This window comes from Flavonifractor plautii ATCC 29863 (genome assembly GCF_000239295.1).
Taxonomy (GTDB): domain Bacteria; phylum Bacillota; class Clostridia; order Oscillospirales; family Oscillospiraceae; genus Flavonifractor; species Flavonifractor plautii.
This window is the reverse complement of the sequence record NZ_JH417798.1, coordinates 1-15,317: the sequence shown is the minus strand read 5'-3', so window position 1 is coordinate 15,317 and position 15,317 is coordinate 1. Positions and strand designations below refer to the sequence as shown.

Here is a 15,317-nt window from a genome sequence, read left to right as displayed (position 1 = left end):
ACGTGCCGGGGCGCAGGCCGCCCCGGCACGTCTCCTTATTGGTAGAGGGCCGCCACCGCCGCCAGCTGGTGCTTCAGCTCCTCTGCCGCCCAGTCGGGGCGGAGAATCTGCACCCCGTCCCCCAGGCCGAACACCCAACCCAAAAACTGGGGGATCACCACCGCCGGAACGGTGACGGTGAAGTGCTCCTCCCCGTCGGGCACCAGAATGGCGTCCCGGCCAAAGCGGTCCAGCACCACCCCCACCAGACTGTTGCGGCAGCGCAGGGTAATCTGCCCCTCCCGGCCGGAGAACATACCGAAGTGCTTCTGCGCATAGGATGCGATATCAAAACCCCCGTCCGCCCCCTCCAGGGGCAGGCAGGTCACCGCCAGCTCGGCCATCTTGTCCACCCGGTAGTGGCGCATCTCGCAGAAGCGGTGGTCATAGCCCGCCAGATAGTAGTTCTCGTTGTCCCAGATGAGCCCCAGGGGGGAGACGGTGTACCGTTTTCCCTCCCGGCGGAAGACCTTTTCCTTTTTGACGTTATACTCAAAGTATTTAAAGGTGACCGCTTTCCGGTTTGCAATCGCAGTGTGGAGCTTGTCGATGGTGTAGTACACGCTCTCATTCATGCTCTTCACCCGGCGGTCCACATACACCTGCCGCTGGAGCTGGCGGGCCTGGTGCACCGACGCCTGGGACTCCAGCTTGCGGATGAGCTCGCTGCTCTTGCGCTGGGTGATGAACTTGGAGGACTGCACCGCGTCCACCAGCAGCTTCAGCTCGGCCAGTTGAAACGTCCGCTCCCCCAGGAACCAGCCCGGGGACTTTCCCTTGCGGCTCTGCACGTCCATGCCCAGGGTGCGCAGTGCCTCCATATCGTCGTAAATGCTCTTGCGCTCGGCCTTGATGTCCCACGCCTCCAGGGCCTGAATCAGCTCGGGCACCGTCAGCGGATGGTCCTCGTCGGTGCGCTCCCACAGAATCCTGTACAGGCAGAGCAGCTTGAGCTTTTGATTTGCACTTCGCGGCATGCCTCTCTCCCCCTTCCTCTCTCTCAGAATAGCGGTTTTTTAGTCCAATAAACCGTACTTTTTTAGTATAGCACAAAATTGCACGGATTGCGAGGTTTTTTCATGGAAGTTGTAGTCTCTGCCCCCCTGTGCCCCCTCTATGCCGCCGCCAGCGCCGGCGCGGAGCGCTCCGACGAGCTGCTGTGCGGCTGGACCGCCGAGCTTCTGGAGGAATTCTCCACCGGCTGGTGCCGCGTCCGCACCAAATACCGCTACGAGGGCTGGGCCCGCCGGGAGCATCTGCGCCCCGCCGGGGACTGGACCGGGCGAAACAAGCGGCTCGTCCGCGCCCCGTTTGCCGACGTGCTGGCCCGGCCGGAGGTGGAGAGCCCCGTGCTGGACACCCTGCCCCGGGGGGCGCTGGCCGCCCCCGTCGGGGAGGCCGGGGAGGGCTGGCAGAAAATAGCCCTCCCGGACGGCCGGGAGGGCTATACAAAGTGTAGTCTCTGGGAGGATGATTACAAAACGCCACCCGCCGTGTCCGAGGAGGCCCTGCGGGCCCGGGCGGTGGAGGTGGCCCTGTCCTACCAGGGCACCCAGTACCGCTGGGGCGGTAAGTCCCCCCTGGGCGTGGACTGCTCGGGGCTGACCTTCATGGCCTGGTTCTTCTGCGGGGTGTCCCTCTACCGGGACGCCCGGCTGGTGGACGGCTTTCCCGCGCGGCCCATCCCCTTTGAGGCGCGGAAGCCGGGGGATCTGCTCTATTTCCCCGGCCATATCGCCCTCTATCTGGGGAACGACCGGTACATCCACTCCACCGCCCGGGCGGGCAGCGACGGGGTGGTGATCAACAGCCTGGACCCCGCCGCCCCGGACTACCGGGCGGATCTTCGGGAAAAGCTGTACGCCGTGGGCAGTGTGTTCCCGCTGGCGTAGGGGCGGGCGGGTGTGGGCACCCGCCCCTACCGCTGGTGCGTCTCTCCGTGGGGGCGGCCCTTGGGGCCGCCTCCTCTTTCGTGATCTCCGGTGGTGGGACGTGAGACGGCGGGCGGGGACAAGCCCCGCCCCTACCGCCGGTGCACCTTTCCGTGGGGGCGGCCCTTGGGGCCGCCCCCCTCTTCTGTGATCTCAGGCGGCGGGGCGTGAAACGGCGGGCGGGGACAAGTCCCGCCCCTACCGTTGGTGCGCCTTTCTGTAGGGGCGGCCCTTGTGGCCGCCCCCCTTCTTCTGTGATCTCTGTCGGCGGGGCGTGAAGCGGCGGGCGGGGTCAAGCCCCGCCCCTACTGCCGGTGCGCCTTCCGGTAGGGGCGGCCCTTGTGGCCGCCCGGCCGTCACCACTCCGGCTCGGGCAGGCGGGTCAGGGAGGTAATATATCCCCCACGCACGGTGGCTTGCAGGGTGAGGCGGTTTACAAAGGGATATGGTTCCGGATGACGACGCCAGTACAGCTCGTCCGAATCGTCGCAGAATTCATTTAGGAAGGAGAGAACGCCCCCCTCATAGGGGATTCCGTCTTCCAGGTAGAGGTGGGCCTCGTCCACGCGGAAGGTGGAAGTGCCGATCAAATTTGTCACCCGCCAGGTATCCTCCTCCACTTCATACATCCGCGCCTTGAAGCAGATTGGAAATCCACTGGCGTTCTCCGCCCTGAAATCGTACAGGTTTCCGATGATATAGTCCCCGTCCGGGGCAAGCTCCTCCACGCTGAACCGCGCCTCCCAGGCGGTCAGGGCGGTGATTTTGCCTCCCGTCACCTCCAGCTCCAGCACCGCCCCTGTGCCCCAATCCGGCCGGTTCAAGAAATCGCTCAGCTCTGTTTCCCCGCCGCCCAGAACCACATCCTCCGCCACAGGGAGGGAAATACCGGAGAATCCATCCGTGGTGGTGACGGTCATCGTATCGGGATCCATCGTCACACTCCTCAGAGAGAGTTCCCTGCCGCGCTTCCCGGCCTCCTCCCAGTCTGTGGCGCTCATAGGAATGGCCCAGTAGGTGCCGTCGGGCAGCCCTGTATAGTGGGAGGCGGGGTGATCCGCCTTTTGCTCCCACTGGCTCAGGGGATCCGGATCCAGTGGCAGGTTGGCGTCATGCCAAGTCAGCGCCGTGATCTCGCCGCCGGCCACCTCCGCCTCCAGTACCATGGGCCAGTAGGAGGAGAGTGCCGCCCACTGCAAAAAGCCGTCCAGGCCGCTGTCGCCGTGGTTGCCCAATGTCACGTCGTCCGCCACAGGGAGGCTCGTCTTCTCAGGCGCCACGCGCAGAAGCGTCATGGTGTCTGTGTCCACCTCCACCAGGGAGAGGAGCAGCTCTATCCCCTCCTCCCCCGCCGTCCACCAGTCCGACAGGGACAGGGTGGCCCAGTAGGTGCCGTCGGGCAGGCTCTCCTCCGGCGCGCGGGACTGGCAGGCCACCAGGGGGCCGCCCAGCAGGGCGGCGCACAGCACCAGGAGCAGGGCGGCCCGGCCGGGCCGCTTGGCGGAGGCGTCCATCAGGGCGCGGAACCGCTCTTTCAGTCCCCGGGCGCCTCCGGCGAACTGGCTGGTCAGGGGGGCGGGCCGCCCCACGGGCACAAAGGAGAGCAGGGCCGCGCCGTACCGCCGCCGCCACTCCCCGTCCCGGCCGGCCAGCACGGCGGCGTCGCAGGCGATCTCCATATCCCGCTCCGCCGCCCGGCGGAGCAGCCAGACCAGGGGGTTGAACCAGTGGAGGGCGCACACCCACAGCAGCAGGGCCTTGCGCCACAGATCCCGGCGGCGGGCGTGCATGGCCTCATGGGCCAGGGCAAAGGCCCGCCGCTCCTCCTCCACCCCCTCGGGCAGGAGGATGCGGGGCCGCAGCAGGCCCGTCAGCGCCGGGGAGGACAGCAGAGCGCAGGCGTATACCGGCACCCCCTCATACGTCCCCGCCGTGGTGCACCACCGGGCCGTTCTCCGGCGGAAGGCGGCGTACCGGAGCAGCCGCCCCGCCAGCACTCCGGCCGCTACGGCGGCCCAGACGGCGAAGGCCAGCTCCGCCGTGGTGAGGGACAACCCCCGCCCCACGGCCTCCGGGGCGGCCTCTCCCGGCGGGAGCGTCCGGGCGGTCAGCTCCACCCCCTGGAATCCCTCCTCCTCCACCCAGGCCGCCGACACCGCCGCCGGGGCGGGGGCCTCCAGAACCACCGGGGCCCGGGGCAGGCTCACGTTGAAGGGCACCGCCAGCCGCAGGGCCACCAGCAGCCACGCCCAGCACCGCCACTGGGGCCGGAAGCGGCGCTTCCACGCCGGGGACAGGATCAGCAGCAGGGCGGTCACCGCCCCCATGGTGAGGCTCACCTCAAACAGGCCGGACAGGAACTCACGCACCGCCGTCCCCCCCTCTCAGAATCTCCTCCAGCTCCTCCAGATCCCTCCGGGAGATGGCCCGGCTGTCCATGAGGGCGGCCACCAGGCTGGGCAGGGAGCCGCCGTGGAGCCGCTGGAGAAAGGCCCGGCTCTCGGCGGACAGGTAGTCCTCTCGCCGGACGAGGGGGGTATACAGGTTATTCCGCCCCTCCTTCTCCCGCTTCACAAAGCCCCGCTCCTCCAGGCGGGAGAGGAGCTTGAGCAGGGTGGCCGTCTGCCACCGCCTCCCCGCCAGCTCCTCCATCAGCGCGGCGGAGGAGACGGGGTACTTCTCCTGCCGCCACAGGGCCTGCATGACCTCCAGTTCCGCATCCGGCAGCCGTTCCATCGCGTTCACCCTTTCATAAGACATTTGTCTTTTCTACTTCATTTTACAATTGTCTCATCACTTTGTCAAGAAAAAAGAGCGCGCCGCGGCGCGCTCTCTTGTTATTTCCGCTCCTTGTCCCGGACAAAGAAGTGCTTCATGTTGGACTGGCCGCCCTGGCGGACGTCCACCTCGAACCGGGGCAGGGCCTTGACCAGCTTGCTCAGCTTGGAGAAGCCAAAGTTGCGGGGGTCGAAGTCCCGCTTCTTGCGCACCAGCAGGTTGGCCACCTCGCCCAGGGGGGCGTAGCCGTCCTCGTCGGCCAGCATCTCCACCGAGTCGGCCAGCAGGGTGATGATCTCCTTGGGCACCCTGGAGGGGGGCTCGGCCTCCGGCGCGGGGGCCGGGGCGGCCTCGGCCCCCTTCTTTCTGGCCGCGCGCCGGGCCGGTTTGGGCGGCTCCTTCGGCTCCTCCCGGGCGGCCTCCTCCGCCCGCTCCTGCTGGGCCGCGGAGCGAATGACCTCAATATACACAAACTTGTCGCAGGCCACAATGAAGGGGTTGGGGGTCTTTTTCTCCCCCATGCCGTACACCTTCTTGCCCGCTTCCCGCAGGCGGATGGCCAGGCGGGTGAAGTCGCTGTCGCTGGACACCAGTACGAAGCCGTCCACCTGGCCGGTGTAGAGGATGTCCATGGCGTCGATGATCATGGCCGAGTCGGTGGAATTTTTCCCTGTGGTGTAGCCGTACTGCTGCACGGGGGTGATGGCGTTCTCCAGCAGCAGAGGCTTCCACGAGGCCAGGTTGGGGGTCGTCCAGTCCCCGTAAATGCGCTTGATGGTGGGGGTGCCGTACACCGCCACCTCGGCCATCACGTCCCCCAGGGCGGAGCGGGGCGCGTTGTCCGCGTCGATGAGCACCGCCAGGCGGAGATCCCTCTCTTCCGACATATCTCCCCCTCCTTACAGCACGAAATGGCAGAACCGGAGCACCTCGTACCAGTCCTCCGCGGCAAAGGAGATGGTCTTGCTGTCCTCCAGCCGGGCGCCGGGGTAAAAGCTGCGGCGGTAGGCGTCCTTGTGCTCCTTGTAGCGCACGGTGGCGGCGAACCGCTGGGGCAGGGGTACGGACATGCCCGCCCCTCCGGCGCGCAGGCGGCGCACCGCCTCCTCCGCCCCGGCCCGGATGGCCTCCGCGGCAGCCTGGGGGTGCATGGACAGCACCCCGCCGCCCCGGCCCTCGTTCACCGGCACGGCCACCAGGCCGGGCAGCCAGTCCTGGGCAAACGCGCACAGCTCCCGGTCGCCGGACAGGAAGGCCACCGGCACGCCGAAGTACAGGGCGGTGTAGGCGTTGATGAGGAATTCGCTGGCCGGGACGCCGTTAAGCGTCACCTGGTCGCAGGCGGTGGTCATGGTGTGGGACAGGGGGTTGCCGCCGCAGCAGCCCCAGGCGTGGTAGCCCGTGAAGAGCACCCCGCCGAAGGCCCCCCGCTCCAGCCCCGCCATCATGCACAGGGGATCGCCCGTCCACCCCCGGAGCACCCGTGCCTGCCGGGGCAGCCGGGCCGCGTCCAGGTTGCGGGCGGAGTCGTGGGCGTCCTTCACCAGAATGTCCTCCGCCCCGGCGGCGACGGCCCCCTCACAGGCGGCGGCCACCTCGGCGGTCATCTGGGCGGCGAAGGGCCTGTAGTCGTCCATGGTGGCCCGCTCGGTCTCCGCCCAGTCAGCAATGCCGCAGGTGCCCTCGATGTCGGCGCTCAAATAGAGTCTCATTTCAACCCCTCCCGGCGGCGCACAAGCTCCTCCACCTGGGCCAGCTGCTCCACGGTGTTGACCCCCAGCATCTCCTCGGCAGTGCAGGTGGGGCAGGCCCCCACCCTGCCGCCCCTGGAGAGGATGTAGGCCGGGGCGTCGGTGAGGTAGTACTCCCCCTGGGCGTTGTTGGGCCTGAGCTGGTCGATGGCCTCCCACAGGGGGCGGCTCTCAAAGACGTAGACCCCCACGTTCAGCTCCCGGATGGCCTTCTCCTCGGGGGTACAGTCCTTGTCCTCCACGATGTGGGAGAAGGAGCCGTCGCTTTTCCGCACGATGCGGCCGTAGGGCAGCTCCTCGTCGGACACGGCGGAGAGCAGCGTGCAGTCGTTGCCCTCCCGCTTGTGGGTCTCGATGAGGGACTCGTAGGTGGCCCGGCGCATGAGGGGCATGTCGCCGTAGCACACCAGCACGCTGCCGTCAAAGCCCGCTAGCGCCTCCCGGGCGCACTGCACCGCGTGGCCGGTGCCCTGCTGGGGCTCCTGCACGGCGTGGGGGTACTCCGGGTAGGCCGCCAGCACCTTCTCCCGCTCGTAGCCCACCACCAGCACCACGTCCTCCTTCTCCAGGAAGGACAGCTCCTCCAGCACATAGCCCAGCAGGGGGCGGCCCGCCGCCTGCCGCAGCACCTTGGGCAGATCCACCCCCTCGGTGCGCAGGCGGGTGCCCTTGCCCGCCGCCAGAACCACCGCCTTGATTCCATTCTTCACGGTATTCAACCTCGTTTCTCTCAAGCATTTCTCAGCTTCATTTGATCGCTAGTATAACACATGGACCCTCTGTTTTGCAATTATCCCACCGTATTTCATACAATTTTGCCCTTGACTTTTCCCATCGGTGAACTATAATAAAAGCGCTTTAGCAGAGGCGCGCCGTTTCCCACGCGCGCCGCTTTGGGGGAATTGGAGCAGCAGCGCATCAGGGGGCCCGGGCCCCCTGTGCATGCCGGCCGGCATGCTGCCGCAGCTCCCGCCGGTTCCGTGCAGGACTGAGAGGCGGCACGGAGCCAAACAGTCTGAGGAGGAATCACTGATGGTTACATTTTTTGTCTGCCTGGTGCTCCTCATCGTCGGCTTCTTCACCTACAGCAAGCTCGTCGAGAAGATCTTCCGCATCGACGACCGTCCCACCCCTGCTGTGGCTCACCCCGACGGTGTGGACTACGTACCCATGAAAACCTGGCGCATCTTCCTGGTACAGCTTCTGAACATCGCCGGCCTGGGCCCCATCTACGGCGCCCTGTCCGGCGCCTGCTGGGGCCCGGTGGTGTATTTGTGGATCGTCTTCGGCACCATCCTGGGCGGCGGCGTCCACGACTTCCTGTCCGGCATGATGAGCGAGCGCAACGACGGCAAGTCCATCTCCGAGGTCGTGGGTCTCTACATGGGCAAGGTCATCACCTTTATCATGCGGGTGTTCTCCGTGGTACTGCTGGTGATGGTGGGCGTCAACTTCTCCGTGGGCCCCGCCGGCCTGCTGGCCAAGCTGACCCCCGACATGCTGGGCACCATGTTCTGGCTGGTGGTCATCATGGTCTACTACCTGATCGCCACTTTCCTGCCCATCGATAAAATCATCGGCAAGCTCTACCCCGTGTTCGGCATCTGCCTCATCATCATGGCCCTGGGCATCGGCGGGGCCATCGTGCTCACCCGCGGCTCCGACATGCCGGAGCTGACCGCCGCGGCCTTCACCGTGGTGCACCCCGACAGCCTGCCCAAGTGGTCCATGATGTTCGTCACCGTGGCCTGCGGCGCCATCTCCGGCTTCCACGCCACCCAGTCCCCCATGATGGCCCGCTGCATCACCAGCGAGAAGCAGGGCCGCACCATCTTCTACGGCGCCATGGTGGCCGAGGGCGTCATCGCCCTGATCTGGGCCGCCGCCGGCGTCACCTTCTACACCAACCACGGCTCCCTGCTGGACGGCATGACCGGCCTGACCAACGCCATCGCCGCCGGCGGCGCGGGCGACGTGGTATACCAGATCTCCACCACCCTGCTCGGCCCCGTGGGCGGCGTGCTGGCCATGATCGGCGTCATCGCCTGCCCCATCACCTCCGGCGACACCGCCTACCGCTCCGCCCGCCTGACCATCGCCGACTGGTTCCACATCGACCAGGCCAAGGTGGGCCCCCGCGCCGCCCTGTCAGTGCCCCTGCTGGCCGTGGGCGCGGTAATCGCCCTGGCCCTCCCCTGGGACGTGCTGTGGCGCTACTTCTCCTGGGCCAACCAGACCCTGGCCATGATCGTGCTGTGGACCGGCGCCGTGTTCCTGCACAAGTTCGGCTATCCGCCCAAGGCGTGCTTCATCGCGGCCCTGCCCGCCACCTTCATGTCCGCGGTGTCCGTGACCTACTTCTTCCAGGCCCCCGAGTGCCTGGGCCTGTCCACCGCCATCGCCTATCCGGTGGGCATCGTGGCCGCCGCCCTGTTCCTGGGCATCTTCATCTGGCGGACCCTCATCGTCGGCAAGGACGACGTGGCCCCGCTGCACGCGGCCAAGAACTGAATTTTACCCGCCGGACGCGGGACGGAAGTATCCGTCCCGCGTCTTTTTTGCTCCGCCCTTGCCGGGCAAAGAAGGTCCTGTGCGCATGAAGTTTTACACCCCCTGCAACAATTTGCCGTTCCAAAGCGTATATAGGGTGAAAGGGGGAACCGAGATGGACGGCCCCAACCGGTTGGAGGAACTTGTCAACACCTACGAAACCACGCTGTACCGCGCGGCCCTGGCCATTTTGGGCGACGCCCACGAGGCGGAGGACGCGGTGCAGGACGCCTTTCTGCGCTGTCTGGAAAAGGCCCCGGACTTTGAGAGCCCGGCCCACGCCCGGGCCTGGCTGCTGCGGGTGACGGTAAACGGCTGCAAGAGCCGCCTGCGCGCCCCCTGGCGGAGGCGCACCGCCCCTCTGCTGGACGCCTATCCCGCCGCCGCGCCGGAGGAGGGGGCGCTGCTGGAGGCTATGCAGGCCCTGCCCGCCCGGGACCGGGCGGTGCTCCACCTCTATTATTATGAGGGCTACCAGACTGCGGAGATCGCCGCCCTCACCGGCCTGCGGGAGGGCTCGGTGCGCTCCCGCCTCACCCGCGCCCGGACCAGACTGCGCCAAGTGCTGAAAGGAGAAGACGAATGAAGCACTATCGCTCTTATATGGACCGTATCACCGCGCCCGCCAGACTCCGGCAAAGGGTGCTGGAGGCGGCGGAGCAAGGGGCGCGCCCCCGCAGGCCCGCCCGGCGGCTGACCCTCCGGCTGGCGGCGCTGTCCGCCTGCTGTGTGCTGGCTGTGGCGGGCGGGCGGCTGCTCTGGCTGGGCGGCTCCGCCCCCATCCCCAACCCCACCGCCGGCATGGCCGCCACCCCCGCCCCGGCTGCATCTTCTCCCGCTTGGGAGCACACCCTCACTGTGGGCCCCGGGCCCTTTGCCGAAGGGGAGGCCCACAACTTCTTCGACATACCCGCCCTAAATTTCCCCGACTGCACTGATTTCTCTCCCCGGTTGACGGACCGGGATTGGGGTGTGAGTTCCTTTGAGGAGAAGCTGACCGCCCAGGAGATCATCACCGCTCTGGGGGGGACGGGGGAGGTTCCCTGGTCCCTGCTGTGGGAGGGCTATGGACTGGACGGCCAAGTTTTTTACAACGAGAAGGGAGATGTATTGCAGGTGGTGATCACCGGTGTGCGCGGGGACGACCGCCTGCGGCTCGCCCTCTCCCCCGGCCGGCTCCCCCCCCGCAGTGTGGTGTATCAGGAGGCCGCTACCCAGGCGGTCAACGGCATTCCCGTCACCACGGCCTCCTTCCGCGGCCAGTCTGACGGCCGGACGCTGACTACCTGCGCCGCCGACTTCCTGGCGGGCGGCACCGGCGTCTCCTTTGAATACCTCTCCCCCGATGCCGGACAGTCCACCTGGCTGACCGAGGTGCTGGCGTGGTACGGCACCGGTGCCGACAGCGGCTTCACCACAGAGCATCTGAACGCCAGAATTCATCCCATAACAGGGCACGAGCCTCCGGCGGAAGGGGAGGCCGGCGGCGGGGTGGTGGTTCCCGTTCCCATCCCCTCCCCCACACCTTGGCAGGTCTATCCCCTGGAGTAAATTCAAAATGTTTGTCGCTTTTTCCAATCTTTTTTGATTTCACAGGACGAGATGCGGTGATCTTTTCCCTTGACGCCGGGCGGCGGGCACGCCTATAATAAACCGCAAGAACCAGTTGTTGCGGATTACCCCCGCTGCAATGATAGAGGCGCGGAATCGCAAGAGTATCCGGCATACCCTGCAATGGGGCAGAGCACCCCGCCGGAGAAAGGGCCCTTCCGCCGAAGGGCCGGTCCCCTGCCTGGAGGACCGGTTGCCTGGGCCGTTGGGATAACATCTCACGGACTGCCACATATCATCTGTGTGGAGCGCTATCATTGAGGCCAAGGGCTTTCGTCGCTGTGCTTCCCTCTGCCCGCATGCCCTGGAGCCGGTACAGCCGCTCCCCGGTACCGCCGCGCCCGAGGGAGGCCGGTTTTCGACGCTCTTTGTCGCCATGAACGCTTCCACCAGGAAGGTTCATGGCGCTTTTTTTGTTAAAAAAGCGCCGAAAAACTAGACTGGAGGAAACAAACATGAATCGAAACACCCTCGCCGCCCTGTCCCTCACCGCCTCTCTCTCCCTCACTCTGGCCGCCTGCGGCTCCGGCGGCGGAACCGCTCAGAGCCCCGCCCCGGCCGCATCCACGCCCCCCGCCGCATCCGGCGCACCGTCCGGCGGCGTGGAGGACGGCGTGCTCACGGTGGGCATGGAGTGCGCCTATGCCCCCTACAACTGGACCCAGATGGACGACTCCAACGGCGCGGTGCCCGTCTCCAACGTGCCGGGGGCCTATGCCAACGGCTATGATGTGATGATCGCCCAGCGCATCTGTGACGCCAACGGCTGGGAGCTGGAGGTGGTTTCCACCGCCTGGGATTCCCTCATCCCCGCCCTCCAGAGCGGCACCATCGACGTGGCCATCGCGGGCCAGTCCATGACCGCCGACCGTATGGCCCAGGTGGACATGGCGGGCCCCTACTACTACGCCGACATCGTCTGCCTCACCACCGCGGGCAGTGCCTACGCCGCCGCCCAGGGCATCGCCGACCTGGCGGGCGGCCGCTGCACCGCCCAGTCGGGCACCATCTGGTACGACACCTGTCTGCCCCAGATCCCCGATGCCCAGATCCAGACCGCCGCGGAGACCGCCCCCGCCATGGTCATGCAGCTCCAGACCGGCGCGGTGGACTTCGTCTGCACCGACCTGCCCACCGCCACCGCCGCCGCAGCAAACGACTCTGACCTCATCGTGCTCAACTTCGCCGGCACCGACGGCGACTTCCAGTTTGCCTCCGAGGAGGAGCGGGCCGAAAACGTGAACATCGGCATGTCCGTGGCCAAGGGCAGCACCGAACTGCTGGACGCCATAAACGCCGTACTGGACGGGATGACCGCCGACGACTTCAACACCCTGATGGACCAGGCCATAGCCGTCCAGCCCGAGGTGTAAGCCATGGAACGCGTTCTCGCACTCGGACAGGACATGGCGCTCCTGTGGATCAGGTACGCCCCCCTCTACCTGAGCGGCGTGGTGAACACCCTGCTTCTGGCCGTGGCGGCCACCGTCCTCGGCTGCCTGATCGGCCTGGCCTGCGGCCTGCTCAACACCATCCCCATCCATCCACAGGACCGCCTGCCCCGGCGAGTCCTGCTGCGGCTGCTCCGGGCCGTGATCCGTATCTATGTGGAGGTCTTTCGGGGCACCCCCATGGTGCTCCAGGCTGTGTTCCTCTACTACGGCCTGCCCTACTTCACCAACAACGCCATGCGCTTTGACAACGTATGGGCCGCCGCCCTTCTGGTGGTCTCCATCAATACCGGCGCCTACATGGCCGAGTCGGTCCGCGGCGGCATCCTCTCCGTTGACCCCGGCCAGACCGAGGGGGCCAAAGCTATCGGCATGAGCCACGTACAGACCATGGTGAACGTCATCCTCCCCCAGGCCCTGCGCAATATCATGCCCCAGATCGGCAATAACTTCATCATCAACGTCAAGGACACCTCGGTGATGTTTATCATCGGCTTCACCGAGTTCTTCGCCGCCCACCGCTACATCACCGGCGTCAACCCCATGTACTTCCCCTCCGCGGCCATCGAGATGCTGGGCTACCTTTGCATGACGCTGGCGGCCTCCGCCCTGCTGCGGCTGGCGGAGCGGCGGATGGACGGGGAGAGCAGCTACGAGCTGGTCCAGGCCGACGCCCTGACCATGACCGCCGGCACCTACCGCCGCCGGCCCCGCCCCCAGGACGAAGGGGGGGCGCTGACATGACCTTGGAACCCATTCTGGAGGTGTGCCACCTCTCCAAGTCCTTTGGGACGCACCAGGTCCTCCGGGATGTGAACTTCACTGTCCACCCCGGCGATGTCACCAGCATTCTGGGCTCCTCCGGCTCCGGCAAGTCCACCCTGCTGCGGTGCATCAACCTGCTGGAGCGCCCCAATCAGGGGGAGGTCCGCTTCCACGGCCGGCCCATCACCGGCCGGGGGACGGACGCCTCCGCTTACCGGACCCGGGTGGGGATGGTCTTTCAGTCTTTCAACCTCTTTTCCAATATGAACGTGCTGGAGAACTGCATGGCGGGACCGGTAAAGGTACTCCGCCGGAGTCGGGAGGAGGCGCGGGCCAGGGCCCTGCGCTACCTGGAGCAGGTGGGCATGGCCCCCTACATCAATGCCAGGCCCAGGCAGCTCTCCGGCGGCCAGAAACAGCGGGTGGCCATTGCCCGCGCCCTGGCCATGGAGCCGGAGGTGCTCCTCTTCGACGAGCCCACCTCCGCCCTGGACCCCGAGATGGTGGGAGAGGTGCTGGCCGTCATGCGGGCGCTGGCCGCCAGCGGCATGACCATGCTGGTGGTCACCCACGAGATGGCCTTTGCCCGCGACGTGAGCAGCCAGGTGGTTTTCATGGCTGACGGCCGGATTTGTGAGTCAGGCGCCCCCGACGCCTTCTTCTCGTCCCCCAGCCAGCCCAGAACCCGGGAATTCCTGGCCCGGTTTATGGCCCAGTAACCGCCCCGCACAGGGCCTCCCGGCGCTGGCGGCGCTCCAGGTAGAGGAACATCGCCAGACACAGGACAATCTGCACCGTGCTGGAGGCGGGGGTGCCCAGCCCAATCTGGAACAGGGTGGCCCCGGGGATGCGGCTGACCAGATAGGCGATGGGGATGCGCACGCCGAAGGCGCCGATGACCCCCTGGATCATGACAAAGAGGGTCTTCTCACAGCCGTTGTAGTACCCCATGAAGCAGAACAGGAAGGGGGTTAGCATGCAGTCGATGGCATAGGCCTTGAGATAGCTGTGGGACGCGGCAGCCACCGCCGGGTCCTTGGCAAACAGCAGGGACAGGGCGTCGCCGTGGAAAAAGGCCAGCCAGGCCATCACCAGTCCGGCGGCGAAAGCGGTCAGGATGCCGTAGCCCAGCGCCCGCTTGGCCCGGCGGGGCTGGCCGGCCCCCATGTTCTGGGCTACAAAGGCGGACATGGAGTGCATATAGGCCGAGGGCACCAGCATGAGGAACACGCACACCTTTTCCGCCACGCCCACGCCGGCGGAGGCCGTGACGCCGAAGGTGTTCACGATGGTCTGGATCACCAGGAAGGAGGTGCCCACCAGCAGCTCCTGCAGGGCCACCGGCAGGCCCAGCCTCAGCTCCAGCGCGATGATGCGCCCGTCAAAGCGGACGCTCCGCCGGGAGAAGTGGAAGGGCAGCCGGTCCTTCCGGCGGCGGATAACCGCCAGGGAGACCACCACGCTGACCGCCTGGGCGGCCACCGTGGCTAGGGCGGCGCCGGCCGCGCCCAGGTGAAAGCCCTCCACCAGCAGCAGGTCGCCCCCGATGTTGATCACACAGGCCAGCATCACTGTGAACAGCGGCGTCCGGGCGTCACCGATGCCCCGGAACACCGCCCCCAGCACGTTGTAGGCCACGATGAACAGGCTGCCGCCGCCGCAGATGCGGATGTACTCCACCGTTTCGGCAAAGGCCTCCTCCGGCGCGTGCAGAAGGCGGGCAAGGGGCTCGGCTCCGGCCAGTAGAACCACCGTCAGCAGCACCCCGAACACCGCGAACAGGCAGATACCGCCGCCGATGGCCCTTCCGGCCTCGTCCGGCTCACCCCGCCCGATGCGCTCGCCCACCAGAATGGTGATGCCCATGGATAGGCCGGTGATCACCATGGTCACGGTGGACATGAGCATGCTTCCGGTGGCGACGCCGGAGACATCGGCGGTGGCAGCGAACTGCCCCACCACCAGCAGGTCTACTCCGCCGTACAGTGCCTGAAGAAACAGCGTGAAAAAGACCGGAACGGCAAAGCGGATGAGGGTGTGCAGGATGTTCCCCTCCGTCAGTCGGTTCGTTCGTTTCATGTGATTCTATCCTCCGTTTTCCCTCAATGAGCTTCGCTCCTCCGGCATAGAGCTTCATGCGCACAGAACACACCACAAAACGACGCAAGGGCCTGGGCGCATAAAGTTTTTGCGCGTGTGGGCCGTCCCAGCCCACACGCTTTCATCCCATGGCCGTGACGCTGTAAGCGGGCACATGGCCAAGTCTGCTATGTGTTTGCACAGCAAAAAAGCCGGACAAGGTGCGGACTTCTCAGTCCGTGCCTTATCCGGCTCCTCATTTCCACTGAATGAGTTGCCCTCCGAGCAAGCATCCCTATTATAGCAAATCATCCCCCATTGTCAAGGGGATGTTAAAAACGGCGGCCCCGCAGCGCGGGGCC

Annotated in this window: 14 protein-coding genes and 1 riboswitch; of the genes, 7 read left to right on the top strand and 7 right to left on the bottom strand. The window is 66.4% G+C overall.

Going from position 1 to position 15,317, the window contains the following annotated elements:
• Nucleotides 1–35: 35 nt before the first annotated feature.
• Complete coding sequence (locus HMPREF0372_RS11205) at nucleotides 36–1,016, bottom strand: helix-turn-helix transcriptional regulator (protein ID WP_007492379.1); 981 nt, start codon at nucleotides 1,014–1,016, stop codon at nucleotides 36–38.
• Between the two features lie 102 nt (nucleotides 1,017–1,118).
• Between HMPREF0372_RS11205 and HMPREF0372_RS11200 the strand changes: the two genes are divergently transcribed.
• Nucleotides 1,119–1,931, top strand: coding sequence for a C40 family peptidase (locus tag HMPREF0372_RS11200; RefSeq protein ID WP_007492377.1), 813 nt, complete (start codon nucleotides 1,119–1,121; stop codon nucleotides 1,929–1,931).
• 395 nt (nucleotides 1,932–2,326) lie between these two features.
• Here HMPREF0372_RS11200 and HMPREF0372_RS11195 read toward each other — a convergent pair whose 3' ends face one another.
• From HMPREF0372_RS11195 to HMPREF0372_RS11175, 5 genes are all read right to left on the bottom strand, one after another.
• Entirely contained in the window at nucleotides 2,327–4,339 is a 2,013-nt protein-coding gene (locus tag HMPREF0372_RS11195; protein ID WP_007492375.1) for a M56 family metallopeptidase, read from the bottom strand.
• Nucleotides 4,332–4,706, bottom strand: a complete 375-nt coding sequence (locus tag HMPREF0372_RS11190; RefSeq protein ID WP_225123519.1) for a BlaI/MecI/CopY family transcriptional regulator — start codon at nucleotides 4,704–4,706, stop codon at nucleotides 4,332–4,334. The genes HMPREF0372_RS11195 and HMPREF0372_RS11190 overlap by 8 nt, the downstream gene beginning before the upstream one ends.
• 101 nt (nucleotides 4,707–4,807) lie before the next feature.
• Nucleotides 4,808–5,635, bottom strand: a complete 828-nt coding sequence (locus HMPREF0372_RS11185) for an NYN domain-containing protein (protein WP_007492371.1) — start codon at nucleotides 5,633–5,635, stop codon at nucleotides 4,808–4,810.
• A gap of 12 nt (nucleotides 5,636–5,647) precedes the next feature.
• The gene (locus tag HMPREF0372_RS11180) at nucleotides 5,648–6,460 is read right to left on the bottom strand and encodes a M55 family metallopeptidase (RefSeq protein WP_007492370.1); all 813 of its coding nucleotides are present in this window, start codon (nucleotides 6,458–6,460) and stop codon (nucleotides 5,648–5,650) included.
• Nucleotides 6,457–7,209, bottom strand: a complete 753-nt coding sequence (locus HMPREF0372_RS11175; RefSeq protein WP_007492368.1) for a sugar phosphate nucleotidyltransferase — start codon at nucleotides 7,207–7,209, stop codon at nucleotides 6,457–6,459. The genes HMPREF0372_RS11180 and HMPREF0372_RS11175 overlap by 4 nt, the downstream gene beginning before the upstream one ends.
• A gap of 322 nt (nucleotides 7,210–7,531) precedes the next feature.
• On the opposite strand from HMPREF0372_RS11175, the gene HMPREF0372_RS11170 reads away from it, so the two are divergent.
• The 6 genes from HMPREF0372_RS11170 (at nucleotide 7,532) to HMPREF0372_RS11145 (ending at nucleotide 13,595) form a co-directional block, all read left to right on the top strand.
• Nucleotides 7,532–9,010 (top strand): carbon starvation CstA family protein, encoded by a 1,479-nt coding sequence (locus tag HMPREF0372_RS11170; protein ID WP_039997295.1) that lies wholly within the window; start codon nucleotides 7,532–7,534, stop codon nucleotides 9,008–9,010.
• 154 nt (nucleotides 9,011–9,164) lie between these two features.
• Nucleotides 9,165–9,635, top strand: coding sequence for an RNA polymerase sigma factor (locus HMPREF0372_RS11165; RefSeq protein WP_039997293.1), 471 nt, complete (start codon nucleotides 9,165–9,167; stop codon nucleotides 9,633–9,635).
• Nucleotides 9,632–10,600, top strand: coding sequence for a hypothetical protein (locus tag HMPREF0372_RS19770; protein WP_007492363.1), 969 nt, complete (start codon nucleotides 9,632–9,634; stop codon nucleotides 10,598–10,600). The genes HMPREF0372_RS11165 and HMPREF0372_RS19770 overlap by 4 nt, the downstream gene beginning before the upstream one ends.
• 135 nt (nucleotides 10,601–10,735) lie before the next feature.
• Nucleotides 10,736–10,922, top strand: a riboswitch (Lysine riboswitch).
• Between the two features lie 193 nt (nucleotides 10,923–11,115).
• On the top strand, nucleotides 11,116–12,033 hold the full coding sequence (locus tag HMPREF0372_RS11155; RefSeq protein ID WP_009259169.1) for a transporter substrate-binding domain-containing protein: 918 nt from the start codon (nucleotides 11,116–11,118) through the stop codon (nucleotides 12,031–12,033).
• 3 nt (nucleotides 12,034–12,036) lie between these two features.
• A complete protein-coding gene (locus tag HMPREF0372_RS11150) occupies nucleotides 12,037–12,855 on the top strand; it encodes an amino acid ABC transporter permease (protein WP_007492353.1) in 819 nt (272 codons plus the stop codon).
• Nucleotides 12,852–13,595 (top strand): amino acid ABC transporter ATP-binding protein, encoded by a 744-nt coding sequence (locus tag HMPREF0372_RS11145; RefSeq protein WP_007492351.1) that lies wholly within the window; start codon nucleotides 12,852–12,854, stop codon nucleotides 13,593–13,595. The genes HMPREF0372_RS11150 and HMPREF0372_RS11145 overlap by 4 nt, the downstream gene beginning before the upstream one ends.
• Here HMPREF0372_RS11145 and HMPREF0372_RS11140 read toward each other — a convergent pair.
• A complete protein-coding gene (locus tag HMPREF0372_RS11140; RefSeq protein WP_007492349.1) occupies nucleotides 13,582–14,955 on the bottom strand; it encodes an MATE family efflux transporter in 1,374 nt (457 codons plus the stop codon). The genes HMPREF0372_RS11145 and HMPREF0372_RS11140 overlap by 14 nt on opposite strands.
• Nucleotides 14,956–15,317: the final 362 nt, after the last annotated feature.